This is a genomic window from Nonomuraea roseoviolacea subsp. carminata, assembly GCF_024172185.1.
GTDB classification, from domain to species: domain Bacteria; phylum Actinomycetota; class Actinomycetes; order Streptosporangiales; family Streptosporangiaceae; genus Nonomuraea; species Nonomuraea roseoviolacea.
Genome location: NZ_JAMZEC010000001.1, coordinates 1,567,155 through 1,588,989 on the forward strand (window position 1 = coordinate 1,567,155; position 21,835 = coordinate 1,588,989).

The window sequence follows — 21,835 nt, forward strand, 5'->3', positions numbered from 1 at the left end:
TCCTCTGGGACATGTGTCGTTCGGCACGCCCATGTGATGGGCCCCCGGAGAATCAGTTCGTACGCGTCGGGGCCGTGGTGGGCGGCTGGGTGCTCGGAAGGGTCGAGGTCGGGGTGGGCGGAACGGGCGGGACCCACGACGGCGGCACCGGGGCGACGGACGGCACCGGAACGACGGAGGGCATCGGCGGGTACGGAGCGCCGTAGCGGCAGTACGTCCCGCCGGGCGCCGGGCGGCAGTCCGGGTAGGCGCGGGGCATGTGCTCCCAGTCCTGGTAGGGGTCCCAGCCGAACCGCGGGCCCCAGGGGACGACCCGGTCGTGATGGGTGACGCCGACGACCAGCGCCACGGCCGTGCCGCCCAGCAGGCCGCCGACGATCAGGCCGATGAGGGCCGCGCCGATGATCTGGGTCGGCTTCTGGCGCAGGAAGTCGCGGAACGAGGTGTCCGGCCGGGGAGCCGCCGGCGGAGGGCTCCAGCCGGGGCTCGCGTGCGCCGTCGCGTCCTGGGAGGGGGGAGGCTGCGCCCCGGGGTCCGGGTCGCGCGGCGCTTCCTCGTCGCCGCGCGACCCAACTTCGCGATCATGATCCGCCATCACGATCTCCCTTTACTGCCCCGTCAGGGGCGCTCCCAAGGTCAACTATGCCCATGGAGCCGTAAGGCCGGCGTAAGACCTGCACGGATGTCAGACCTGGGTCGTACACCGAACTTCCACCTTGAGGCGGACACAGCCTCGGCGGGCCGTACATATCGTATGGATGTGTTCGGCAGGGTACATGCATGGTCCAAGCGCCATGCCAAGGTGATGGACGCCCTCCGGGGAGCGCCCCTCGTGGTGCTGGCGCTGGTGACCGCCCGGCCGTACGCGACCGGCACCGTCGTGAGCTCGGGCACCCCGCTCCACCTGGCCCAGTACGTGATCCTGTCGGCCCTGTTGATCGTCCCGCTGCTGTGGCAGCGGCGCCGGCCGCTGGAGACGTTCGCGGCCGTGTCGCTCGTCTCCTTCGGGCAGTGGGCGCTCGGCTTCGACCCGGTCCCGGCGAACCTGTCCGTGCTGATGGCCCTGTGGTGGGTGGCCTACGGGCGCGCGTTCCGTTGGGCGCTGGCCGCCGGGCTGATCGCCGAGCTGGGCGTGTACCTGGTGCTGGTGCACTGGCACACGGTCTCGTTCAGCATGTTCTTCAGCGGTTCCATCTTCGTCGTGACCACCTGGCTGACCGGCCTGTACGCGAACACGCGCCGCCGCTTCCTGGAGGGCCTGGAGGAACGCGCCGAGCGGGCCGAGCGCGAGCGCGACCAGCAGGCGCGGCTGGCGGCCACGGCCGAGCGGGCGCGGATCGCCCGGGAGCTGCACGACGTGGTGGCGCACAACGTCAGCGTGATGGTGGTCCAGGCCGACGGCGCCGGCTACATGATCGACCGCGACCCCGAGCAGGTCCGCCAGGCCGTGCGCGACATCTCCCGCACCGGCCGCGACGCGCTGGCCGAGATGCGGCGGCTGGTCGGCGTGCTGCGCGCCGACCGCGAGGACGACGGCGGTGACGGCGCGAGCGGCACCGACTACACGCCCCAGCCGGGGCTCGCCCAGTTGGAGGAGCTGGTGCGGGGCGCGGGCGTCCCGGCGCGGCTGCGGGTGACGGGCCCGCCGTGCGACCTGCCGGAGGGCCAGCAGCTCGCCGTCTACCGCATCATCCAGGAGGCCCTGACGAACGCGCTCAAGCACGGCGGCCCCGGCGTGCGGGCGCTGGTCGAGCTCACGTACGGCCGGGCGGAGCTGACGGTGCGGGTCACCGACGACGGGCGGGGGGCCGCGACGCCGCGCGGCCACGACGGCCACGGGCTGGTCGGGATGCGTGAACGGGTCGGCATGTACGGCGGGGCGGTGTCGGCGCAGCCGCGCCAGGGCGGCGGGTTCGAGGTGCTGGCCAGGCTGCCCGTCCCTGCCGGCCGGGCCGCCTGATGGGCGGCGCCGGGAGCCCGCGCATCCGGGTGATGCTGGTCGACGACCAGCGGCTGCTGCGGGCCGGGTTCAGGATGGTGCTGGGGGCGCAGCCCGACATCGAGGTGGTGGCCGAGGCGGGCGACGGCGCGCAGGCGCTGGAGACGCTGCGCGGCACCGACGTGGACGTCGTCCTCATGGACGTGCGCATGCCCGGCATGGACGGCGTCGAGGCGACCGCCCGGATCCGCGGCCCCAAGGTGCTCATCCTGACGACGTTCGACCTCGACGAGTACGCGCTCGCGGCCGTGAAGGCGGGCGCGTCGGGGTTCCTGCTGAAGGACGTGCCGCCGGACGACCTGGTGAACGCCATCAGGGCCGTGCACGCCGGGGACGCCGTCATGGCGCCCAGCACCCTGCGGCGCATGCTCGACCGGTTCGCCGCGAACCTCCCGGACCAGCCGCCGCCCGACGCCGCCGGGCTGACGCCGCGCGAGCGCGAGGTGCTGCTGATGGTGGCCCGCGGCCTGTCGAACCTGGAGATCGCCGCCGCGCTGGAGGTGGCCGAGGCGACCGTGAAGACGCATCTGGGGCGGGTGCTGGCCAAGCTGGAGCTCCGGGACCGGGCGCAGGCGGTCGTGTACGCGTACGAGGCGGGGCTCGTCGTGCCGTCCCACCGCCCGCGCCCCTGACCCCCACGCCCCTTCGCGAGCTGGCCGGATCGGCCGAAAGGTTGACCGCCGTCATCTGGCGGCTTATACGAAATCCCTCCTCAGGGCCCATCTTTCCCACACATCTCCCTCATAGCGTGAGTCGCGTTCCCCAACCCCTCGAAGGAGCGAACGTGACCATCACCGAGACCGAGACCGGAACCCGGCGCCGGGCCGCCCCCGCCGTCGTGGCGCGCGGCCTGACCAAGGTGTACGGCCAGGGCGACGCGAAGGTGTACGCCCTGCGCGAGGTGGACGTGACGTTCGAGACCGGCGCGTTCACGGCCATCATGGGTCCGTCCGGCTCGGGCAAGTCCACGCTGATGCACTGCCTGGCCGGGCTGGACACGGCCACGTCGGGCACCGTGCAGGTCGGCGACGTGGAGCTGACCGGCCTCAGCGACAAGCGGCTGACGCTGCTGCGCCGCGAGCGGATCGGCTTCGTGTTCCAGGCGTTCAACCTGCTGCCGACGCTGACCGCCGAGCAGAACATCCGCCTTCCCCTGGAGATCGCGGCCCGGCAGGCCGACCAGGTGCTGTTCGACCGGGTCGTGGAGACCGTCGGCCTGCGCGACCGCCTCGGCCACCGGCCGACGGAGCTGTCCGGCGGGCAGCAGCAGCGCGTGGCCGTGGCGCGGGCGCTCATCAGCAAGCCCCAGGTGATCTTCGCGGACGAGCCGACCGGCAACCTGGACTCGCGCAGCGGCGCCGAGGTGCTGTCGTTCCTGCGCGCCTCGGTGCGGGAGCTGGGGCAGACGATCGTCATGGTCACGCACGACCCGGTGGCCGCCGCGTACGCCGACCGGGTGATCTTCCTGCGCGACGGCGAGCTGGTCACGGAGCTGACCGCGCCCACCCCGCAGTCGGTCCTCGACACGCTGATGAAGCTGGAAGGCTGAGATGCTGAGGACCACGCTGGCCGGGCTGCGGGCGCACCGGCTCAGGCTGCTGCTCACGTCCCTGGCGATCACGCTGGGCGTGGGGTTCATCGCGGGCACGTTCGTGCTGACGGACACCATCGAGGCCGGCTTCGCGCAGAAGGTCACGGCCGACGCGGGCAAGGTCAGCGTGGCCGTGCTGGCCGAGGGGCCGGACGGCCGGCTGCCCGCGGCGCTGCTGGACGAGGTGCGGGCCCTGCCGGGCGTCACGGACGCGCAGGGCGTCGTCCGCGGGCCCGCGCCGCTGATCGGCAAGGACGGCAAGACCGCCGGCAACGCGCCGACGACCGCGCTGTCGATCGCGTCCGGGCCGCTGAACCGCGCCGTGATCGTCTCCGGTACGGGCCCGGGCTCCGACGACCAGGCGGCGGTGCTCGACGAGAACACCGCCAAGGCCCAGGGCCTGAAGACCGGCGACACGATCACCGTGCTGGACCCCCAGGGGCGCAAGCGGACGTTCCGCCTGGCCGGTCTCCTCGACCCGGGCGTGGACCAGGAGCTCGCCTACACCGGTGTGGTCGGCTTCACCCCCGCCATGGCGCGGCGGATGACGGGCGAGAAGGGCTTCCGCGAGATCGACGTCGCGGGCGCCGACCCGGCGCGGCTGCGGAGCGCGGTCGCCGCGGCGGCGGGCGGCTCCGGCCGGGAGGTGATCACCGGCGAGCAGCTCGCGGACCGGCTCGCCCGGCAGGCCGGCGTCGAGACGAAGGCGCTGACCGTGGGCCTGCTCATGTTCGGGCTGGTGTCCATGCTGGTGGCGGCGCTGGTCATCTACAACACGTTCACGATCCTGGTCGCGCAGCGCACCCGGGAGATGGCGCTGCTGCGCTGCATCGGCGCGACGCGGGGCCAGGTGTTCGGCTCGGTGCTGCTGGAGTCGGCGGCGATCGGGCTGCTGTCGTCGGTGCTCGGGCTGCTGGCCGGATACGGGCTGGGCGCGGCCACGCTCGCCGTCCTGGGCGCTCTGGAGGCGCCGCTGCCGACCGGCGCCGCCGTGCGGCTGGCGCCGGGCACGATCGCCCTCGGGCTGGCCGTCGGCCTGCTCGTCACCGTCGGCTCGGCGGTGCTGCCCGCTCGGACGTCCACACGGGTCGCGCCGGTCGCGGCGCTGCGCACGCAGGTGGAGGAGCAGGTCTTCCGCACCGGCCCGGTCCGGGTGCTCACGGCGAGCCTGTTCCTGCTGGCCGGCCTGGGCCTGGCCGGGGTCGGGGCGCTGGTGCTGGAGCCCGGGCAGCAGGTGTCGCTGTTCGTGGTCATGGGCGGGGGCGCGGTGACGTTCCTCGGCGTGCTCATCCTCGGGCCCGTGCTGGTCAGGCCGCTCAGCGCGGCCATCGGGGCGGTCCCGGCCCGGCTGTTCGGCGTGCCGGGACGGCTGGCCGTGGACAACTCCGGCCGCAACCCGAAGCGGGCGGCCACCACCACGGTCGCGCTGACCGTGGGCGTGACGCTGATGACGCTCATCTCCGTGCTCACCGCCTCGACCCGGGTGACGCTGACCGCCAAGCTGGACGACCAGTTCCCCATCGACTACCTGGTGGCCACCCAGGAGCGCGACTCCACGATCCCCCGCTCGGTCGGCGAGGAGCTGCGGCGGCGGCCGGAGCTGGCCTCCGTGGTGCAGGTGCGCTTCGCCGAGGCGAAGGTAAGCGGGCCGAAGGGCGGCGCGGGCCGCCTGGAGGTGGGCACGTACAGCGGGCCGATGGCCCCGCCCCTGACGGCGGGCTCCCTGCGCGGCCTCGGCGACGGGCAGGTCGCGGTCGCGGACGACGTGGCGGGACGGCTCGGCGTCCGGGTCGGCGACTCGCTGTCGGTCGCCACCGGGCGGGCCGGGGCGGTCAGGCTCGCCGTCGTCGCCCTCCTGGACGCCTCCGAGTCCACACTGCCGGAGCTGACCGTGGCCGAGGGCGCCTTCGACCGGTACTTCGGCGCGGTGCCCGACTCCCGGGTGATGATCGACGCCAGGGACGGGGTGGCGCCGGAGAGGTCCCGGGCGGTGGTGGACGCGGCGACCGCGGCGTACCCGACGGTCAAGGTGTCCAGCTCGACCGAGGTGCGCGGCGAGTTCGACGAGACCCTCGACATGCTGCTGATGATCGTCACGGGGCTGCTGGGGCTGGCCATCCTCATCTCGCTGCTCGGCATCGCCAACACGCTGTCGCTGTCGGTCCACGAGCGGACCCGGGAGTCGGCGCTGCTGCGGGCCCTCGGCCTCACACGCCCGCAACTGCGCCGGATGCTGTCGGTGGAGGCGCTGGTGCTCGGGCTGATCGGGGCGCTGGTCGGGGTCGTGCTGGGCGCGGTGTTCGGCTGGGCCGCCGTACGGGCCATGATCGACGGGGCGGTGTACGCGGTGCCGTACGGGCAGGTCGCGCTGTTCGTGGTGCTGTCGGGGGTGGCGGGGGTGCTGGCGGCGGTGCTGCCGGCGCGGCGCGCGGCCCGCGCCTCGATCGTCGGCGCACTGGCGAGCGGCTGACCCGGGCTCGCGCGCCGATCGGCCACTCCCTCGTGAGCGGCTGACCCCGGCCGCGCGACGATCGGCGGCGCGCTCGCGGGCGGCCGATCCGGGGCCGCGCGCCGCGAGGAATCTCAGTGGAGGGATCTCAGCGAGGGGTACGGCCGGGCCACAGCTCGGCCACCGTCTCCGGGTCGAGCAGGGGACGGCTCACGATCTCCCCGGACACCCGGTCGATCACGATGCAGCCGCCCCCGACCGTGCCCGGCAGCGTGGCCGGGTCGTCGGGGTCGGGCTCGCGGACCCACGCCACGTACCCCTCGCCGAACCCGTGGACCCCCACCCGCACCGGGTCGTCCACCGGCCGCACCCCGTTGAAGTACTCCTCCGCCACCGCCCTGGCCTGGTCGAGGTCCACGGCGCTCACCCCTGCCCGCCGCGGCTCACCGCGGCCGCCCGTACCGGTCGACGATGACGCAGAACACCCCGGTCACCGTCGTGTAGGGAGGATCGACCGCCATGTGGCCGCGCTGGGCGTCGATCCAGATGACCTCGCCGCCGAAGTTCACGGCGTTCCACGCGTGGGAGCCGCCTCCCGGCCAGCGCACGACGATGATGGCCGCTGCCCCGTGCCCGGCCTCGATCAGCCGCCGCGCCACCAGCGGGTAGGCGTGCCGCCCGTGACCGGCGTACTCGAACCGGTGCCCGACCCACCGCTCGATCCTGGCCGCCCCGCCCGTCTCGCCGGTCAGCACCGGGCGGCCGAGCCGGTCGTACTCGGGATGCCGGGGCGCCGCGGCGGCGGGCTCGCCGTGCCAGGTGGACAGCACGGCGAGCGCGCAGTCGGCGGCGTTGGAGGCCCGGAACGGGTCGTCGGCGGGGCCGCCGCCGTTGATGAGCCGCACCCAGGTGCCGCGCGGGTCGGGGAAGCGGGTGCCGGGCGGGACGGCTCGGCGCAGGTCGTGCTCGACCTGCGGGTCGGGACGCGCCAGCCCTCCCGCGGCGCCGTACGGGCGGCAGTCGGACAGCCGCGGCGGCCTGGCGGGGCCGTCGAACCAGTCGGGGGCCGCCACGGGCCGGCCCGGGTCTCCCCCGGCCGCCGCCGCCCACCCGGCCGGACCCGTCGGCGGCCGATGACCGGGGGCCGCCCACGCCGCCGCCCGAACACCGTCCGTCGCGGTGCCGCGGATGTCGCCCCGCGTGGTGCCGGACGTGGCGTCGCGAACGTCACCCCGCATGGTGACGGACGTGGCGTCGCGAACGTCACCCCGCAGGACGTCGGGTGCGGCGTCGTGAACGCCGCTCCGCATGGTGTCGGGCGAGGGGCCACGAGAACCGCCCCACGTGGCGTCGGACGAGGTGTCGCGGACGCCGCCCCGCATGGCGTCAGGCGTGGTGCCGCGAAGGCCGCCCCGCATGGCGTCGAGCGCGGTGGCGCGGGCGTCTCCTCGCATGGCGTCGAGCGCGGGGACGTGAGAGTCGCCCCGCGTGGCGTCAGGCGTGGTGCCGCGGAGGTCGCCTTGCCCAGGGCCGGCCGAGGTGTTGTGGGCGTCGTCCCGCGCGATGGCCGATGCCTTGTCCGGCGCGGCGCCGCTCGGGGGAGCCCCGACGAGGTGGCTCGTGGCGTCCCTGGTGCGGTCTCTCGTGGGGTCCGGCGTGGGGAACTCCCAGGGAGCCCTGCCCGCGAGGTCACCGGCGCGACCGTCTCCGGGCGTGGCGCACCCCGCCGGGGGCGAGGCCGGCGGGTGCGCCGGGAGGGCGTCCGCCTCCAGCCGCGCGGACGAGAACGCCACCGACATGTCAGGCCGCCCGGGCGAGGGCACCGCCGACGCGTCAGGCGGCTCGGGCGGGAACGCCGCCGGCGCGTCCGGCAGGAGGTCGTCCGGTGAGCGTTCCCCCAGGAGCACGGCGAGGGCCGGTGATCGGGGGTCCGGCGCGGCCGGGTCGGGCGGGCCGGGGTCGGTGGGGGTGGGGGCGGCGGCGCGCTCGTAGTCGCGCCATCGCACGCCGTCCCCCACCACCGGGTCGTAGCGCCCTTCGGAAAGGACCCACCGGGCGCGGGACTTGCGGTCGCGGGTCACGTCCTGCCTCCTGTCGTGCTCGACGCCGATCGTAGGGCCGCCGTCCGGGCCAGGAGGGGCACTCGGCAAGTTGGGCCACCACGATCCACCCGCCTTACCTGCACAAACGCGGAGAAGCGGGACAGCGCGCACCCGTCAGGCGACCTGCACGGTGATCGTGTGCCAACCGGTCGCGCCGTCCGGGGCGGGCGGCGCCTGCTGCTCCGCCTGGGTACGGCCCGCCGCGTCCGTGGCCCGTACCTCGATCGTGTGGCGGCCGGGCACGGCGTCCCAGTCGAGCGCCCACTGCCGCCACGTGTCCGGCCCCGGCACCGCGGCGAGGCGCGCCCGCCGCCACTCCCCGCGGTCCACGCGCACCTCCACGGCCTCGATCCCCGTGTGCTGCGCCCAGGCGACCCCGGCGACGGTCGTCCGGCCCGCTCGCAGCGCGGCCCCCTGCCGGGGCAGGTCGATGCGCGACTGCGTCTTGATCGGCGCCTTGGCGGCCCAGCCGCGCGGCGTCCAGTACGCCTCGTCCCGGTCGAAGCGCGTCACCTTCACGTCCACCACCCACTTGGTGGCCGAGACGTACCCGTACAGTCCCGGCACCACCTGCCGCACCGGGAAGCCGTGGTCCACGGGCAGCACCTCACCGTTCATGGCCACGGCGAACAGCGCGTCCCGACCGTCCATGACCACGTCCACCGGGGTGCCGCAGGTGAAGCCGTCCTCGGAGGTGGACAGGAGCATGTCGGCGCCGGACTGGAGCCCGGCCTCGCGCAGCACGTCGGCCATGCGGACGCCGAGCCAGCGGGCGTTGCCGATGTACTCGCCGCCGACCGGGTTGGACACGCAGGTCAACGTGATGTCGGCCTCCGTGAGGGGACGCCCGAGCAGGTCGTCGAAGGTCAGCTCGATCGGCCGGTCGACCATGCCGTGGACGCGCAGCCGCCAGGCGCGCGGGTCCACCTGCGGGACGACGAGCGCGGTGTCCACCCGGTAGAAGTCCCGGTTCCTGGTGACGAAGGGCGACAGGCCGCCGATGCGGAAGTCCGTCCCGGCGGGCAGCGGCGCCGCGGGCGTGGCGGGCGCCGGCAGCGCGAGCCCGCCCCTGGCGGTGTCCACGGCCTGGCGGCTCCCGAGGGTCCGGCCGAGCACGGTGGCCGCCCCCGCCACCACCACGCCACCCGCGACCCCGGTGAGCAGCCTGCGCCGGTCGAACCCGCCGGCACCGTACGCCCCCGGCCGCATCACCACAGGTCGCATCGCCTCGGGTTCAGGCTCACCCCCAGTCCCGCTCACAGTCCCGGTCCCGGTCCCGACCGGCGTCCCGGGCTCGCCCTCCGCCGCGCTGCCGCCGGCGACCGTCCGATCCGCGTCAGCGTCCGCCCCCTCGTACGGAGCGTCCGCCCCCTCGTACGCGGCAGGCTCCCCGAAGGCGAGACCCGCGCGCCGGACGAGCGCCCGCAGGGTCCACATGCCCGCCGCCACGCCCGCCACCGTGGGCACCACCCCCACGACCCCGGCCCCGGGCCGGGTCAGCACCGCCAGCACCCCCACGACGCCGAACGCCACGAGGCCCGCGTCGCCGTACACCGGCCGCCGCAGCGCCGCGACCCCCAGGCCGGCGGCGATCAGGGCCAGCACCACGAGCACGCCCCCGACGAGGACGGTCTTGTCGTTGGCCCCGAACGCGTTGATCGCGAAGTCCTTGACCGGCGCGGGCGTCAGGTCGACCACCACGTCGCCCACCGCCACCACCGGGAACGTCCTCGGCCCGAAGATACCGGCCGCGAGCTGGGCGATCCCGAGCGCGACCGCCCCGGCCGTCAGGCCCGCGAGCGCGCCCGCCCACGCGGGCGCCCTGTATGTCCTCTGCACGGTTCCGACGCTACGCCGGGCCCCGCCCTCCGGTTCTTACGCGCCGGTTACGGGACCCCGGTGAGTCGCCGGGAGGACCCCGGCGAGGCGCGTCAGGCGGACGGCGAGAGCAGGTCGCGCACCAGGGGGGCGAGGGCGCGGAACGCGCGGCCCCGGTGGCTGATCGCGTCCTTCTCCTCCGGCGCCATCTCCGCCGTCGTCCGGGTCTCGCCGTCGGGCACGAAGATCGGGTCGTACCCGAACCCGTTGGACCCGCGCGGCGTGGCGACCAGCCGTCCGGGCAGGTCGCCCTCGACCACCCGCGTCTCCCCCGACGGCAGCGCCAGCGCCGCCACGCACGCGAAGTGGGCCGTCAGCCGCTCGGCGGGGACGTCGGAGACCTGCGCCAGCAGCAGGTCGAGGTTGGCCTGGTCGTCGCCGTGGCGGCCGGACCAGCGGGCGGAGAGGACGCCCGGCATGCCGTTCAGCACGTCGACGCACAGGCCGGAGTCGTCGGCCACGGCGGGCAGCCCGGAGCCCTGGGCGACGGCGTGCGCCTTGAGCAGGGCGTTCTCCTCGAACGTCACCCCGGTCTCGGCCACGTCGCCGATCGAGGGGAACTCCTCCAGCCCCACGATGTCGAAGCCCGACAGGATGCGGCGCAGCTCAGTGATCTTGCCCGGGTTGCGGGTGGCGAGCACGATCTTCATCGTCCGAGCGCCTCCATCTGGATCAGCGTCAGCTCCTCGCAGCCGGCCGCGGCCAGGTCGAGCAGCTGGTCGAGCGCGCCGCGGTCGAACGGGGCGCCCTCGGCCGTGCCCTGCACCTCGACGAAGCTGCCGGAGCCGGTCATGACGACGTTCATGTCGGTCTCGGCGGCCACGTCCTCGGTGTAGCAGAGGTCGAGCAGCGGCACGCCGCCGACGACGCCGACCGAGACGGCCGAGACGGAGCCGACCAGCGGGTCGCCCGGGCACATCTTGCGCTCGCGCATCCAGGCGACGGCGTCGGCCAGCGCGACGTACGCCCCGGTGATCGCGGCGGTGCGGGTGCCGCCGTCGGCCTGGAGGACGTCGCAGTCGAGCAGGATGGAGTTCTCGCCGAGGGCCTTGTAGTCGACGCAGGCCCGCAGCGAGCGGCCGATCAGCCGAGAGATCTCGTGGGTGCGCCCGCCGATCTTGCCGCGGACCGACTCGCGGTCGTTGCGCGTGTTGGTGGCGCGGGGCAGCATCGCGTACTCGGCGGTCACCCACCCCTGGCCGCTGCCCCGGCGCCAGCGCGGCACGCTGTCCTGGACCGAGGCGGCGCACAGCACCCGCGTGCCGCCGAACTCGACGAGCACCGAGCCCTCGGCGTGGGCGAGCCACCGCCGGGTTATGGTGATCGGGCGTAGCTGGTCGGGGGCGCGGCCATCCTGTCGAGACATGCAGTTCACCCTATCTCCGCGCTGTGACGCTCTTGACCGCAAGTGTCCGCCACATGGATCCTTACGCAATGACAACGGGGGTGTTGCGGAGCCCTGACTTCATCAGGTTCCTCAGCTCACATGTGGCCAACGAACTCGGGTCGAACATCTCCCGGGTGGCATTCCCGCTGGTCGCCGTTCTGGTCCTGCATGCCGGCGCCTTCGAGGTCGGCCTGTTGTCCGCCCTGCAAACCGCGGCGTTCCTGGCGATCGGGTTACCCGCCGGCGTGTGGGTGGACCGCCTGTCGAAGCGCCGCGTCATGATCGCGGCGGACCTGGTCCGGTTCGTGCTGCTGGCCAGCGTCCCGGTCGCGTACGCGCTCGGCCTGTTATCGATCGGGATGCTGCTCGTGGTGGCGCTGCTCGCGGGCACGGCCCAGGTGTTCGACGACGTGGCCGACCAGACGTACCTGCCCGAGCTGGTCGACCGGCAGAGCCTGAGCAGCGGCAACTCCAAGCTGGAGTTCGTGCGCTCGGGGGGCGCGCTGGCCGGGCCGAGCCTCGGCGGGGTGCTGGTGCAGGCGCTCGGCCCGCCGCTGACGGTGCTCGCCACCGCGCTGGCCTCCCTCGGCTCGGCGCTCTTCCTCGCCTCCATCCGCGCGCCGGAGCGGCGGGTGCGCGCGCAGGACCGGCCGAACGGCATGTGGCGGGGCATCCGCGAGGGGCTGGTGTTCGTCTGGGGCGACCGGCTGCTGCGGGCGATCGTCGCCACGACCGCCGGCACGAACCTGTGCATCAGCGCCGTGCTCGGGCTGTCGGTGCTGTTCCTGGCCGAGGAGGTCGGGCTCGCCCCGGGCGTGATCGGCGTGCTGCTGATGTCGGGCGCGGTGGGCGGGCTGCTCGGCGGGCTCACCGGGAGCCGGTTGTTCGCCAGGTACGGCACCGCCCGGGTGACGTGGCTGTCGATCGCCGTGTCCTCGCCGTTCGGCCTGCTTCTCCCGATGACGCAGGCCGACTGGCGCGTGTCGTTCTTCACCGTCACGTCGATCGCCCTGTCCTGGGGGGCGATCCTCTACAACGTCGGCCAGCTCACCTACCGGCAGTCGGTGGCGCCGGAGGGCATGCTGGGCCGGGTCAACGCCACGGTGCGCTTCGTCGTGTGGAGCACGATGCCGGTGGGCGCGCTGCTCGGCGGGCTCGTGGCCCAGCACGTCGGGGTGCGGACGGCGCTCTGGGTGTTCATGTGCGGCCGGCTGGTGTCGTTCGTGCCGCTGCTGTTCTCGCCGCTGCCGCGCATGCGCGACTTCGACCAGGCCCGCGCCGAACCGTGACACACCGAGCCGGACCTCAGACCAGGTCGTAGACGGCGCCGCTTCGCGCCAGCTCGATCGGGCCGCCGTAGCCGCCGCGGGAGGCGTCGTCGAGCACGGCGGCCTGGTCGTTCCACGGCACGAGATGGGTGAGCACCAGCCTTCCGGCGCGGGCCTTGGCCGCGTGGACGGCGGCCTGGCGGCCGGACAGGTGCAGGCCGTCGGGCAGCCCTGGACGGTCCACGAAGGACGCCTCGCAGAGCATGAGGTCGGCGTCCTCGGCGAGCTTCACCAGCTCGGCCGACTCTCCGGTGTCGCCGGAGTACGCGATCGAGCGGTCGCCGTGGGAGACGCGGAAGCCGTACGCCTCGACGGGGTGGTTGACCAGGCGGGCCGTCAGCGTGAACGGTCCCACCTCGAACGTGCCGGGCGTCAGCGTCCTGAACGCGAAGGCCGTCTCCAGCGCCGGCTCGTCCGGCATGCCGTACGCGGCGGCCAGCCGCTTCGAGGCGTCGGCCGGGGCGATGACGGGCACGCGCGGGTACGGCGCCTCGGGGCCGTACGTGCGCGCCACGTGGTAGCCGCACATGTCGAGGCAGTGGTCGGCGTGCAGGTGGGACAGGCAGATGGCGTCCACGTCGTACAGGCCGATGTGCCGTTGCAGGGCGCCGAGGGCGCCGGAGCCGAAGTCGAGCAGCAGCCGGAACCCCTCGGCCTCGACCAGGTAGCACGACGCGGGGCTGTCGGGGCCCGGGAAACTACCCGAGCAGCCGATGATGGTCACCTTCATGTGGGCCTCCGTTGCTGGTCGTACCCCCCACTGGTGTGACTTCGACCGCGTCGATCTCCGGGCCCAGGAAACGCCGTCCCAGATGGGCGAACAGCGTGGAGTCGCCGGTGGCGCGGAAGCGGTGCCGGGGGGTGACGTCGCTTCCGGCCGCCAGGCCACGGTCGTGCAGGATCCGATAGACGTCCTTGGCCGTCTCGTCGGCGCTGGAGACCAGCGTGACCCCGTCGCCGACGACATAGGAGATGGCGCCGGTGAGGAGCGGGTAGTGGGTGCAGCCGAGGATGAGGGTGTCGCACCCGGCCTCGCGGATCGGCACGAGGTACTCCCGGACCGCCTCGATGACCTCCTCGCTCGTCGTGTCCCCCCGCTCGATGTACTCGACCAGGCGCGGGGCGGCCACGCTGGTCAGGCGTACGTGGGGGGCGGCGGCGAAGGCGTCGTGGTAGGCCATCGACGCGATGGTGGCGCGGGTGGCGATCACGCCGACCTCGCCGGTGCGGGTGGCCCGCACCGCGCGGCGGGTGGCGGGCTGGATCACCTCGACCACGGGCACGTCATAGCGCTCGCGGGCGTCGCGCAGCACGGCGGAGCTGGCGCTGTTGCACGCGATGACGAGCATCTTGACGTCGTCGGCGACGAGGTGGTCCATCACCTCCAGGGCGTACGCGCGCAGCTCGGCGATGCTCTTGGGCCCGTACGGCTGGTGCGCCGTGTCGGCCACATAGGTGATGGACTCGTGGGGAAGCTGGTCGATGATCGCCCGGGCGACCGTCAGGCCGCCCACCCCGCTGTCGAAGATCCCGATGCTCGCGTCTGGCACGTCTCAGAGGGTAGGCGACCCGCGTCCTGCGCACTGCGTAAGAATGCTCACAGTGCGTTCGTGTCACCCCCGTCCCACGCGCGCCAACTGCCGGGACTGCGCCACGAGACGGCCCCGGCCGTCGCGGACCTCCACCTCCTCGTCGAACCAGCCGCCGGAGACCAGCCGGCCGCTGCCGATGAGCGTGAGCCAGCCGGGCGCGGGCAGGGCGCGCAGGTGCCAGGTCAGGTCCACGGTGGGCGCCCAGCCGCGCGCCCCGGCGGAGAAGACGACGGGCGGGAGCGCGTCGACGGCGAGGGCCAGCACGTACGGGTCGGGGTCCTGGGGCTCGGCCATCCGGAAGTACGCCCGCGACTCGGGCCTGCCGGTGGGCCGGCCGCTCAGCCAGCCGATCGTGGGCGGGTCGAAGCGCATGTCGAGCTGGGCGTTGAGCGTCATGCCGGATTCGGGCTTGGGGTCGGGCAGCCGGACACAGTCTTCAGGTCGCGGCATGACATATCCGGTTTCGTCGGCATATGTCGGCTCATCGTCCTGCAGTGTGGCGGTCGTCACCAGCGCCTCGATCTGGGTGACACCCTCCTGGACCAGCGACGCGCGGGTGAAGGCGACCGTCTTGCCCGCCTTGAGCTGCTCGACCCGGACCCGCGCCGGACCGGCGGCCGGGGAGCGGTGGAACTGGGCGGTGGTGCTCACCGGGTGCTCGAACGGCGAGGAGTCCACCACGGCCCGCAGGAGCACGGCCATGAGGTAGCCGCCGTTGAGCGGCCCGCCGATGGCGTAGCCGGGGTCGAGACAGACGTCATAGGTGGTCTCGTCGACCCTGATCGCCTGCGTGGCCTCGTCGAACTTGGTCATCAGCCCTGCCTCACACGGTACCGAACTATATTCTAGTAGCTCGCATACTCTACGCCATGCCGATCTCGGCGGGCCGAGCAGGGCAAACGGCCGGCGCGACGAAGTCTTCAGTGCATTGCAAGCGCCCGTACAGCAACATCCGTTACTTTGCCTGTGGTCATAAGTCCACATTGTGAGTTGAGTGATGTCTGCGAATAATCCCCCTCATGGCCAGGATCCTGATCGGACGACGGCCTACCGCTGGAGCCAGGAGCAGCCCCCCAACCAGACCGCGCCGCTCGGCCAGCCGTACCCGCCGCAGCAGCCGTACGCGGGCGGTCAGTACGGCCAGCAGGCCCCGTACGGGGAGCAGGCGTCCTCGGGGCAGCAGCCCGGGTATGGGCAGCAGTCCGGCTACGGGCAGCAGCAGCCGTCCTACGGCCAGCCCACGTACGGGCAGCCCGACCACGGCCAGGCCGCCTTCAGCCAGCAGGCCGGCTACGGCCAGCAGCCCTACGGCCCCCAGCAGGGCGGCCCACAGCAGGGCGGCTACGGCCGGCAGGACTACCTCCAGCAGGGCTACGGCCAGCAGAACCAGCAGCAGGGTTACGGCCAGCAGGGGCACGCCCAGCAGGGATGGCAGCAGCAGGGGCCCGAAGGGTTCGGCCCCGCGCAGCCGGCCGGCAAGAGCCGCAAGGGCTGGATCATCGCCGTGGCCGCCGCCCTGGCCGTGGTGCTGCTCGGCGGCGGCGCCGTCTGGGCCGTGGGCGCGATCGGCGGCGGCGGCACGCAGCCGCAGGACGTGCTGCCGCCCAACGCGATCGCCTACGCCCGGCTCGACCTGGACCCGGCCGCCAACCAGAAGCTGGCGCTGTTCCAGATCGGCCGCAAGTTCTCCGTGACCAAGGACGCGTTCACCGGCGAGGACCCCCGCCAGGCCCTGTTCGACGCCCTCAAGAAGGACGGCGGCGACGACAACCTGGCCAAGATGGACTTCGCCCGCGACGTGGACCCGTGGCTGGGCAGCCGGATCGGCGTGGCCGTGATGCCGCCGGCGGCGGGCGGCAAGGAGCCGGAGTTCGCGGTGGCCGTCCAGGTGAAGGACGAGGACGCGGCCAAGGCCGGCATCGCCAAGCTGATGGGCAAGGACGAGAAGTACGGCATCGCCTTCCGCGACGACTACGCGCTGCTCACCGACGAGCAGGCCAAGGCCGACAAGTACGCCGCCGAGAGCGGCAGCCTGGCCACCGCCCCGGACTTCTCCGACGACCTCGACGCCGTGGGCGAGCAGGGCGTGCTGTCCTTCTGGACCCGCATCGGCGAGATCGGCAAGCTGGCCGCCGAGGACATGGACGCCGAGGAGGCCAAGGCGCTGGAGCAGGTGAAGAACGCCCGCTTCGCCGGCGCGCTGCGCTTCGACAGCGCGTACGCCGAGCTGGCGGGCGTGGTGCGCGGCGCCGAGGGCCTCGTGGACGGCGACCTGGAGGGCGCCAGGCTGAGCACGCTGCCCGCCTCCACCGCCGGCGCGCTGTCCGTCTCCGGCCTCGACCAGATCGTCACCAAGAAGTGGGCCGACATCGAGAAGTCGATGGCGGCGACCCCCGGCGGCGCCGAGTTCAAGCAGTTCGTCGAGCAGGCCAAGCAGACCTACGGCCTTCAGCTCCCGGACGACCTGGCCACGATCCTCGGCAAGAACCTCACGGTGGCCGTGGACAGCGAGGGGCTCGACGGCGACCAGATCAAGGGCGGCGTCCGCATCGTCACCGACGCCGCCAAGGCGCAGGCCGTCTACGACAAGGTCGAGAAGGCCATGGCCGCCGGCGGACAGCCCGCGCCCAAGCTCGCCAAGGTCGCCGGCGACGGCACGTTCACGGTGGCCACCACCGACGAGTACGCCAAGAAGCTCGCGGAGGAGGGCACGCTGGGCGACAGCGAGACCTTCACCACGGCCGTCCCGGACGCCGACAAGGCCACGTTCGCGGTCTTCGTCGACCTGGACAAGGTGGAGAAGTACTACCTGCAGAACATGGAGGGCGAGGAGAAGGCCAACGCCCAGGTGCTGCGCGCGGTCGGCCTGAGCGGCACGCAGACCAGCACGGACGCGACGTTCTCCCTGCGGCTGCTGTTCAACTGACCCCCACGGGGATGAGGCACGAAAGGCGGCCGGCTCCACGCCGGCCGCCTTCTCCGTCGTTCAGGGGCGTCTCACGCCCAGAGCTGGCCCTCCAGCCGCTCCTCCGCCTCGTCGAGCGTGCCCTCGTACGCGCCCGTCGACAGGTACTTCCACCCGCCGTCGGCCACCACGAACACCACGTCGGCCCGCTCCCCCGCCTTGACCGCCTTGGCGGCTACGCCGAGCGCCGCGTGCAGGGCGGCGCCGGTGGACACGCCGGCGAAGATGCCCTCACTGGCGAGCAGCTCGCGGGTGCGGCGCAGCGCGTCGGCCGAGCCCACCGAGTAGCGGGTGGTCAGCACCGACTCGTCGTACAGCTCGGGGATGAAGCCCTCGTCGACGTTGCGCAGGCCGTAGACCAGCTCGCCGTAGCGCGGCTCGGCCGCCACGATCGCCACGCCGGGCACGTGCTCGCGCAGGAAGCGCCCGACGCCCATGAGCGTGCCGGTCGTGCCGAGCCCGGCGACGAAGTGGGTGACCGTCGGCAGGTCCGCCAGGATCTCCGGGCCGGTCGTCTCGTAGTGGGAGCGCCAGTTGGCCGGGTTGCCGTACTGGTAGAGCATCACCCACGACGGGTTGGCCGCGGCGAGCTCCTTGGCCCGGCGCACGGCCTCGTTGGAGCCGCCCGCCGCCGGCGACGAGATGATCTCGGCGCCCCACATGCGCAGGAGCTGGCGGCGCTCCTCGGAGGTGTTCTCCGGCATGACGCAGATCAGCCGGTAGCCCTTGAGCTTGGCGGACATGGCCAGCGAGATGCCGGTGTTGCCGCTGGTCGGCTCCAGGATCGTGCAGCCGGGGGTCAGCAGCCCGTCCTTCTCGGCCTGCTCGATCATCCACAGCGCCGGACGGTCCTTGATCGAGCCGGTCGGGTTGCGGTCCTCCAGCTTCGCCCAGACGCGCACGTCCGGCGCGGGCGAGAGCCGGGGCAGCCCGACCAGAGGGGTCCGGCCGACCGACTCGATCAGCGAATCGAAGCGCATGTCACCCGCCGGCGACGGCCGGGAGGACGGTCACCGTGTCACCGTCGGACACCGGGGTGCCGAGGCCGCCGAGGAAGCGGACGTCCTCGTCGTTCAGGTAGACGTTGACGAACCGGCGCAGGTTGCCCTGGTCGATCAGGCGCTCCTTGATGCCGGGGTGGGCGGACTCCAGGTTGCTGATCAGCTCGTCGAGGGTGGCGCCCTCGGCGGACACGGCCTTGGCGCCGCCGGTGTAGTTACGCAGGATGGTCGGAATGCGAACCTCGATGGCCATCTCGCTCTGTCTCCTCAGGTCGGGTCGTCCCATCGGCGGCAACGCCGACGGCTGGATGCGAATTCCAGGTCAGCGACAGTCGTAGACGACGACAGCCGGGGTGTGCGCGAAGAGAAAGCTCTGCACCGGCCGGACCATCATGGGATGAACCTTACCTCTTCCTCGGAGACGACACCGTCGACGATCCGGAAGGAGCGGAACTCCACGTCCTGCTCGTCACGGGTCGAGACGAGCACGTAGTGGGCGTCGGGTTCGGAGGCGTACGAGATGTCGGTGCGCGACGGGTACGCCTCGGTCGCCGTGTGCGAATGGTAGATCACGACGGGCTCCTCGTCGCGGTCGTCCATCTCGCGCCAGACGCGCAGCTGCTCCATCGAGTCGAAACGGTAGAAGGTGGGCGAGCGCTCGGCGTTCTCCATCGGGACGAAACGCTCCGGCACGCCGCCGCGTCCCGCGATCACACCGCACGCCTCGTCGGGATGATCGGCACGCGCGTGGGCGATGATCCTGTCCGCGAGTTCCTGCGAGATCGTCAGCATGCCCGGAAGCTACCAGAGGGCCCGGACCAGGGTGTCCTGGAGGTAGGTGAGCCAGTCGTAGGTCACGTAGGCGGGGTAGCGGGGGTCGTCCTCGGACATCGTCGCGATCTCCTCGTGCACCTCCTCCGTCACCTCCAGCCGCACGCCGAGGGTCAGCCGGACGTCGTTGAGCGCGCGCAGCCACGCCTGGGCCTGCTCGGGCGTCAGCTCCGTGCGTCCGGGCCGGGCCGTGTCGAGCATGGTGCGCGCGTCGGCGCGCTTGCCGTCGCGCAGCGTGGCCTCGGTGTAGCGGCGGAACTCGGCCGCGTCGCCCGTGTCGTCGTACGCCGAGGGGAACAGCCGGGCCAGCACCGGATCGGACGGCGCCTCGCCCGCGCCGATGCCGAGGGCGCGCTCCAGCGGGTCGTCGCCGGTCTCCCCCGGCTCGACCAGGCCGAGCACCAGCTCCACCAGCGAGCGCAGGATCGCCACCTCCGGCGCCTCGAACTCGGCGACGACGACGCCGCCCTTCGACGAGAAACCCGAGCTCACGCGCGCCGCCTCACTTGATCGAGTCCGGCTGGACCGTCGCCCACAGGCCGTAGGAGTGGAGAATCTGCACATCGCGTTCCATCTCTTCACGCGTGCCGCTGGACACGACGGCCTTGCCCTTGTGGTGGACGTCCAGCATGAGCTTCTCGGCCTTCTCGCGGGTGTAGCCGAAGACGGTCTGGAACACGTACGTCACGTACGACATGAGGTTGACCGGGTCGTTCCAGACGATCGTCACCCACGGCAGATCGGGCCGGACGTCCGATGACGGACGCTCGACGGCGATTGGAGCGGTGCTACCCACATTCACCATCCTGCCCTACCTCCGCCGTAGTCTTCGAGTCGTGACATTGCCCATGAGCACCGCGTTGCTGACTGATCACTATGAGCTGACGATGCTGCAGGCGGCTCTGCGAAGCGGCGCCGCCCACAGGCGCGCCGTTTTCGAGGTGTTCGCCCGGCATCTGCCCGGCGGGAGGCGCTACGGCGTCGTCGCCGGGACGGGCCGCGTCCTCGACGAGCTGCGGCACTTCCGTTTCGGTGAGGAACAGCTCACCTTCTTGCGGGAGAACCGCGTGGTGGACGCGTCCACCCTGGAGTTCCTGGCTGAGTACCGCTTCTCGGGCGACATCTGCGGATACGCCGAGGGGGAGCTCTACTTCCCGGCCTCCCCGATCATGGTCGTCGAGGGCACGTTCGCCGAGGCGGTGCTGCTCGAAACCATGATCCTGTCCATACTCAACCACGACTCGGCGATCGCCTCGGCCGCCTCGCGCATGCACAACGCCGCGGGCGGGCGGCCCCTCATCGAGATGGGCTCGCGCCGCACCCACGAGCGGGCCGCGGTCGCCTCCGCCCGCGCCGCCTACGTCGCCGGGTTCGCCTCCACCTCGAACCTCATGGCCGGTCACCTGTACGGCGTCCCGACGGCCGGCACGGCCGCGCACGCCTTCACGCTGCTGCACGACTCCGAACGTGAGGCGTTCGAGGCGCAGATCGCCTCCCTGGGGCCCGAGACCACGCTGCTCGTCGACACCTACGACGTGGCCGAGGCCGTGCGCACCGCCGTCGAGCTGGCCGGGACCAAGCTGGGCGCCGTCCGCATCGACTCGGGCGACCTCGCCGCCGCGGCCCAGGAGGTCCGCGAGCAGCTCGACGCGCTCGGCGCCTTCGACACGCGCATCCTCGTCACCTCCGACCTCGACGAGTACGCCATCGCCGCGCTCGCCGCCGCCCCCGTGGACGGCTACGGGGTGGGCACCTCGCTGGTGACCGGGTCCGGGGTGCCGACGGCCGCGATGGTCTACAAGCTGGTGGCCCGCGAGACCGCCACGGGCGAGCTGGAGCCGGTCGCCAAGCGTTCGGTCGGCAAGCCGTCGCGCGGCGGGCGCAAGTACGCGTACCGGCTGTTCGACGACCAGGGCCGCGCCGAGACCGAGCTGATCACCACCTCGGACGAGGCTCCCCAGGGCGGCATGCCGCTGCTGCGCGAGCTCGTGCGCGGCGGCGAGCCCGTGGGCCGCGAGCCGCTGGCCGACGCCCGCGCCCGGCACGCCGAGCGGATCGCGACCCTGCCCCAGGAGGCCCTTCACCTGGGGCGGGGATATGCGGCGATTCCTACGGAATTCGCCTGACGTATCGTGCCTCTTATGGGCACCGCTTTGATCCTTGTTGACGTGCAGAACGACTTCTGCGAGGGCGGCAGCCTCGCCGTCGCGGGCGGCTCGGAGGTCGCGGCGGCGATCACCCGGCACGTGGCCGACCACCCCTACGACCACGTGGTGGCCACCCGCGACTACCACGTCGACCCGGGCGCGCACTTCTCCGAGAGCCCCGACTACGTGGACAGCTGGCCGCACCACTGCGTCGCGGGCACTCCCGGCGCCGACTTCCACCCGGCGCTGGACGTGGCGGCGGTCGAGGAGGTCTTCAGCAAGGGCGCCCGCGCGGCGGCCTACAGCGGCTTCGAGGGCGCCTCGGGCGACGGGGTGAGCCTGGCGGAGTGGCTGACCGAGCACGGGGTGCACGAGGTGGACGTGGCCGGGCTCACCACCGACTACTGCGTGCGGTTCACGGCGCTCGACGCGGTCAAGCACGGGCTGGCCGTACGGGTGCTGCTGGACCTGACGGCGGGGGTGTCCCGCGGCACGACGGACGTGGCGCTGGCGGAGATGGAGGCCGCGGGCGTCGTCCTCGTCGGCGCTCCGATCGTCGGCTGAC

Annotated in this window: 22 protein-coding genes; 8 read left to right on the plus strand and 14 right to left on the minus strand. The window is 73.0% G+C overall.

Going from position 1 to position 21,835, the window contains the following annotated elements; all coding sequences use genetic code 11:
* Positions 1–52: 52 nt before the first annotated feature.
* Positions 53–595 carry a hypothetical protein gene (locus HD595_RS07160; RefSeq protein WP_253766793.1) on the minus strand — a complete coding sequence of 181 codons (543 nt, stop codon included), beginning with the start codon at positions 593–595 and terminating at the stop codon, positions 53–55.
* 159 nt (positions 596–754) lie between these two features.
* Between HD595_RS07160 and HD595_RS07165 the strand changes: the two genes are divergently transcribed.
* The 4 genes from HD595_RS07165 to HD595_RS07180 all read left to right on the plus strand — a co-directional run bounded on the left by HD595_RS07165 (position 755) and on the right by HD595_RS07180 (position 6,060).
* On the plus strand, positions 755–1,960 hold the full coding sequence (locus tag HD595_RS07165; protein ID WP_420540696.1) for a sensor histidine kinase: 1,206 nt from the start codon (positions 755–757) through the stop codon (positions 1,958–1,960).
* Positions 1,961–1,992: 32 nt separating this feature from the next.
* Positions 1,993–2,631 carry a response regulator gene (locus HD595_RS07170; protein ID WP_253766797.1) on the plus strand — a complete coding sequence of 213 codons (639 nt, stop codon included), beginning with the start codon at positions 1,993–1,995 and terminating at the stop codon, positions 2,629–2,631.
* 152 nt (positions 2,632–2,783) lie between these two features.
* A complete protein-coding gene (locus HD595_RS07175; RefSeq protein WP_253766799.1) occupies positions 2,784–3,548 on the plus strand; it encodes an ABC transporter ATP-binding protein in 765 nt (254 codons plus the stop codon).
* Between the two features lies 1 nt (position 3,549).
* Entirely contained in the window at positions 3,550–6,060 is a 2,511-nt protein-coding gene (locus tag HD595_RS07180) for an ABC transporter permease (RefSeq protein ID WP_253766801.1), read from the plus strand.
* A 127-nt stretch (positions 6,061–6,187) separates the two neighbouring features.
* On the opposite strand, the gene HD595_RS07185 is transcribed toward HD595_RS07180, so the two are convergent.
* From HD595_RS07185 to rph, 5 genes are all read right to left on the minus strand, one after another.
* Positions 6,188–6,457, minus strand: coding sequence for a hypothetical protein (locus HD595_RS07185; RefSeq protein WP_253766803.1), 270 nt, complete (start codon positions 6,455–6,457; stop codon positions 6,188–6,190).
* Between the two features lie 25 nt (positions 6,458–6,482).
* The gene (locus tag HD595_RS46650; protein ID WP_253766805.1) at positions 6,483–8,120 is read right to left on the minus strand and encodes a toxin glutamine deamidase domain-containing protein; all 1,638 of its coding nucleotides are present in this window, start codon (positions 8,118–8,120) and stop codon (positions 6,483–6,485) included.
* A gap of 135 nt (positions 8,121–8,255) precedes the next feature.
* The gene (locus HD595_RS07195) at positions 8,256–9,980 is read right to left on the minus strand and encodes a molybdopterin-dependent oxidoreductase (RefSeq protein WP_253766807.1); all 1,725 of its coding nucleotides are present in this window, start codon (positions 9,978–9,980) and stop codon (positions 8,256–8,258) included.
* A gap of 92 nt (positions 9,981–10,072) precedes the next feature.
* Complete coding sequence (gene rdgB / locus HD595_RS07200) at positions 10,073–10,669, minus strand: RdgB/HAM1 family non-canonical purine NTP pyrophosphatase (protein ID WP_253766809.1); 597 nt, start codon at positions 10,667–10,669, stop codon at positions 10,073–10,075.
* On the minus strand, positions 10,666–11,385 hold the full coding sequence (gene rph / locus HD595_RS07205) for a ribonuclease PH (protein WP_253766811.1): 720 nt from the start codon (positions 11,383–11,385) through the stop codon (positions 10,666–10,668). The genes rdgB and rph overlap by 4 nt, the downstream gene beginning before the upstream one ends.
* Before the next feature lie 68 nt (positions 11,386–11,453).
* Between rph and HD595_RS07210 the strand changes: the two genes are divergently transcribed.
* Positions 11,454–12,695 (plus strand): MFS transporter, encoded by a 1,242-nt coding sequence (locus HD595_RS07210; RefSeq protein WP_301309460.1) that lies wholly within the window; start codon positions 11,454–11,456, stop codon positions 12,693–12,695.
* A 16-nt stretch (positions 12,696–12,711) separates the two neighbouring features.
* Here the strand turns inward: HD595_RS07210 and HD595_RS07215 are convergent, their stop codons facing one another.
* The 3 genes from HD595_RS07215 to HD595_RS07225 form a co-directional block, all read right to left on the minus strand.
* A complete protein-coding gene (locus tag HD595_RS07215; RefSeq protein WP_253766815.1) occupies positions 12,712–13,464 on the minus strand; it encodes an MBL fold metallo-hydrolase in 753 nt (250 codons plus the stop codon).
* On the minus strand, positions 13,433–14,284 hold the full coding sequence (murI, locus tag HD595_RS07220; protein ID WP_253766818.1) for a glutamate racemase: 852 nt from the start codon (positions 14,282–14,284) through the stop codon (positions 13,433–13,435). The genes HD595_RS07215 and murI overlap by 32 nt, the downstream gene beginning before the upstream one ends.
* Positions 14,285–14,347: 63 nt before the next feature.
* The gene (locus HD595_RS07225) at positions 14,348–15,139 is read right to left on the minus strand and encodes a thioesterase family protein (protein ID WP_253766820.1); all 792 of its coding nucleotides are present in this window, start codon (positions 15,137–15,139) and stop codon (positions 14,348–14,350) included.
* 184 nt (positions 15,140–15,323) lie between these two features.
* Between HD595_RS07225 and HD595_RS07230 the strand changes: the two genes are divergently transcribed.
* Entirely contained in the window at positions 15,324–17,252 is a 1,929-nt protein-coding gene (locus HD595_RS07230) for a DUF3352 domain-containing protein (RefSeq protein WP_253781086.1), read from the plus strand.
* 71 nt (positions 17,253–17,323) lie between these two features.
* Here HD595_RS07230 and HD595_RS07235 read toward each other — a convergent pair whose 3' ends face one another.
* From HD595_RS07235 to clpS, 5 genes are all read right to left on the minus strand, one after another.
* The gene (locus tag HD595_RS07235) at positions 17,324–18,271 is read right to left on the minus strand and encodes a PLP-dependent cysteine synthase family protein (protein ID WP_253766822.1); all 948 of its coding nucleotides are present in this window, start codon (positions 18,269–18,271) and stop codon (positions 17,324–17,326) included.
* Position 18,272: 1 nt separating this feature from the next.
* Complete coding sequence (locus HD595_RS07240; protein WP_253766824.1) at positions 18,273–18,545, minus strand: MoaD/ThiS family protein; 273 nt, start codon at positions 18,543–18,545, stop codon at positions 18,273–18,275.
* 137 nt (positions 18,546–18,682) lie between these two features.
* Positions 18,683–19,084 carry a M67 family metallopeptidase gene (locus HD595_RS07245; RefSeq protein ID WP_253766827.1) on the minus strand — a complete coding sequence of 134 codons (402 nt, stop codon included), beginning with the start codon at positions 19,082–19,084 and terminating at the stop codon, positions 18,683–18,685.
* Between the two features lie 9 nt (positions 19,085–19,093).
* Entirely contained in the window at positions 19,094–19,615 is a 522-nt protein-coding gene (locus tag HD595_RS07250) for a DUF2017 domain-containing protein (protein WP_175594010.1), read from the minus strand.
* A gap of 10 nt (positions 19,616–19,625) precedes the next feature.
* Positions 19,626–19,919 (minus strand): ATP-dependent Clp protease adapter ClpS, encoded by a 294-nt coding sequence (clpS, locus tag HD595_RS07255; RefSeq protein WP_253766829.1) that lies wholly within the window; start codon positions 19,917–19,919, stop codon positions 19,626–19,628.
* A 52-nt stretch (positions 19,920–19,971) separates the two neighbouring features.
* Here clpS and HD595_RS07260 point away from each other — a divergent pair, with 52 nt between their 5' ends.
* Both HD595_RS07260 and HD595_RS07265 read left to right on the plus strand, forming a co-directional pair.
* Positions 19,972–21,249, plus strand: a complete 1,278-nt coding sequence (locus tag HD595_RS07260) for a nicotinate phosphoribosyltransferase (RefSeq protein ID WP_301310040.1) — start codon at positions 19,972–19,974, stop codon at positions 21,247–21,249.
* Positions 21,250–21,264: 15 nt separating this feature from the next.
* Complete coding sequence (locus HD595_RS07265) at positions 21,265–21,834, plus strand: nicotinamidase (RefSeq protein WP_253766833.1); 570 nt, start codon at positions 21,265–21,267, stop codon at positions 21,832–21,834.
* Position 21,835: the final 1 nt, after the last annotated feature.

Excerpts from the sequence above, each read along its gene's own strand:
- HD595_RS07160 (WP_253766793.1), bottom strand. The coding sequence starts at position 595 with ATGGCGGATCATGATCGCGAAGTTGGGTCGCGCGGCGACGAGGAAGCG.
- HD595_RS07165 (WP_420540696.1), top strand. The coding sequence starts at position 755 with ATGGATGTGTTCGGCAGGGTACATGCATGGTCCAAGCGCCATGCCAAG.
- HD595_RS07170 (WP_253766797.1), top strand. The coding sequence starts at position 1,993 with ATGCTGGTCGACGACCAGCGGCTGCTGCGGGCCGGGTTCAGGATGGTG.
- HD595_RS07180 (WP_253766801.1), top strand. The coding sequence starts at position 3,550 with ATGCTGAGGACCACGCTGGCCGGGCTGCGGGCGCACCGGCTCAGGCTG.
- rdgB (WP_253766809.1), bottom strand. The coding sequence starts at position 10,669 with ATGAAGATCGTGCTCGCCACCCGCAACCCGGGCAAGATCACTGAGCTG.
- rph (WP_253766811.1), bottom strand. The coding sequence starts at position 11,385 with ATGTCTCGACAGGATGGCCGCGCCCCCGACCAGCTACGCCCGATCACC.
- HD595_RS07210 (WP_301309460.1), top strand. The coding sequence starts at position 11,454 with ATGACAACGGGGGTGTTGCGGAGCCCTGACTTCATCAGGTTCCTCAGC.
- HD595_RS07215 (WP_253766815.1), bottom strand. The coding sequence starts at position 13,464 with ATGAAGGTGACCATCATCGGCTGCTCGGGTAGTTTCCCGGGCCCCGAC.
- HD595_RS07225 (WP_253766820.1), bottom strand. The coding sequence starts at position 15,139 with ATGACCAAGTTCGACGAGGCCACGCAGGCGATCAGGGTCGACGAGACC.
- HD595_RS07230 (WP_253781086.1), top strand. The coding sequence starts at position 15,324 with ATGTCTGCGAATAATCCCCCTCATGGCCAGGATCCTGATCGGACGACG.
- HD595_RS07235 (WP_253766822.1), bottom strand. The coding sequence starts at position 18,271 with ATGCGCTTCGATTCGCTGATCGAGTCGGTCGGCCGGACCCCTCTGGTC.
- HD595_RS07240 (WP_253766824.1), bottom strand. The coding sequence starts at position 18,545 with ATGGCCATCGAGGTTCGCATTCCGACCATCCTGCGTAACTACACCGGC.
- HD595_RS07245 (WP_253766827.1), bottom strand. The coding sequence starts at position 19,084 with ATGCTGACGATCTCGCAGGAACTCGCGGACAGGATCATCGCCCACGCG.
- HD595_RS07260 (WP_301310040.1), top strand. The coding sequence starts at position 19,972 with ATGAGCACCGCGTTGCTGACTGATCACTATGAGCTGACGATGCTGCAG.
- HD595_RS07265 (WP_253766833.1), top strand. The coding sequence starts at position 21,265 with ATGGGCACCGCTTTGATCCTTGTTGACGTGCAGAACGACTTCTGCGAG.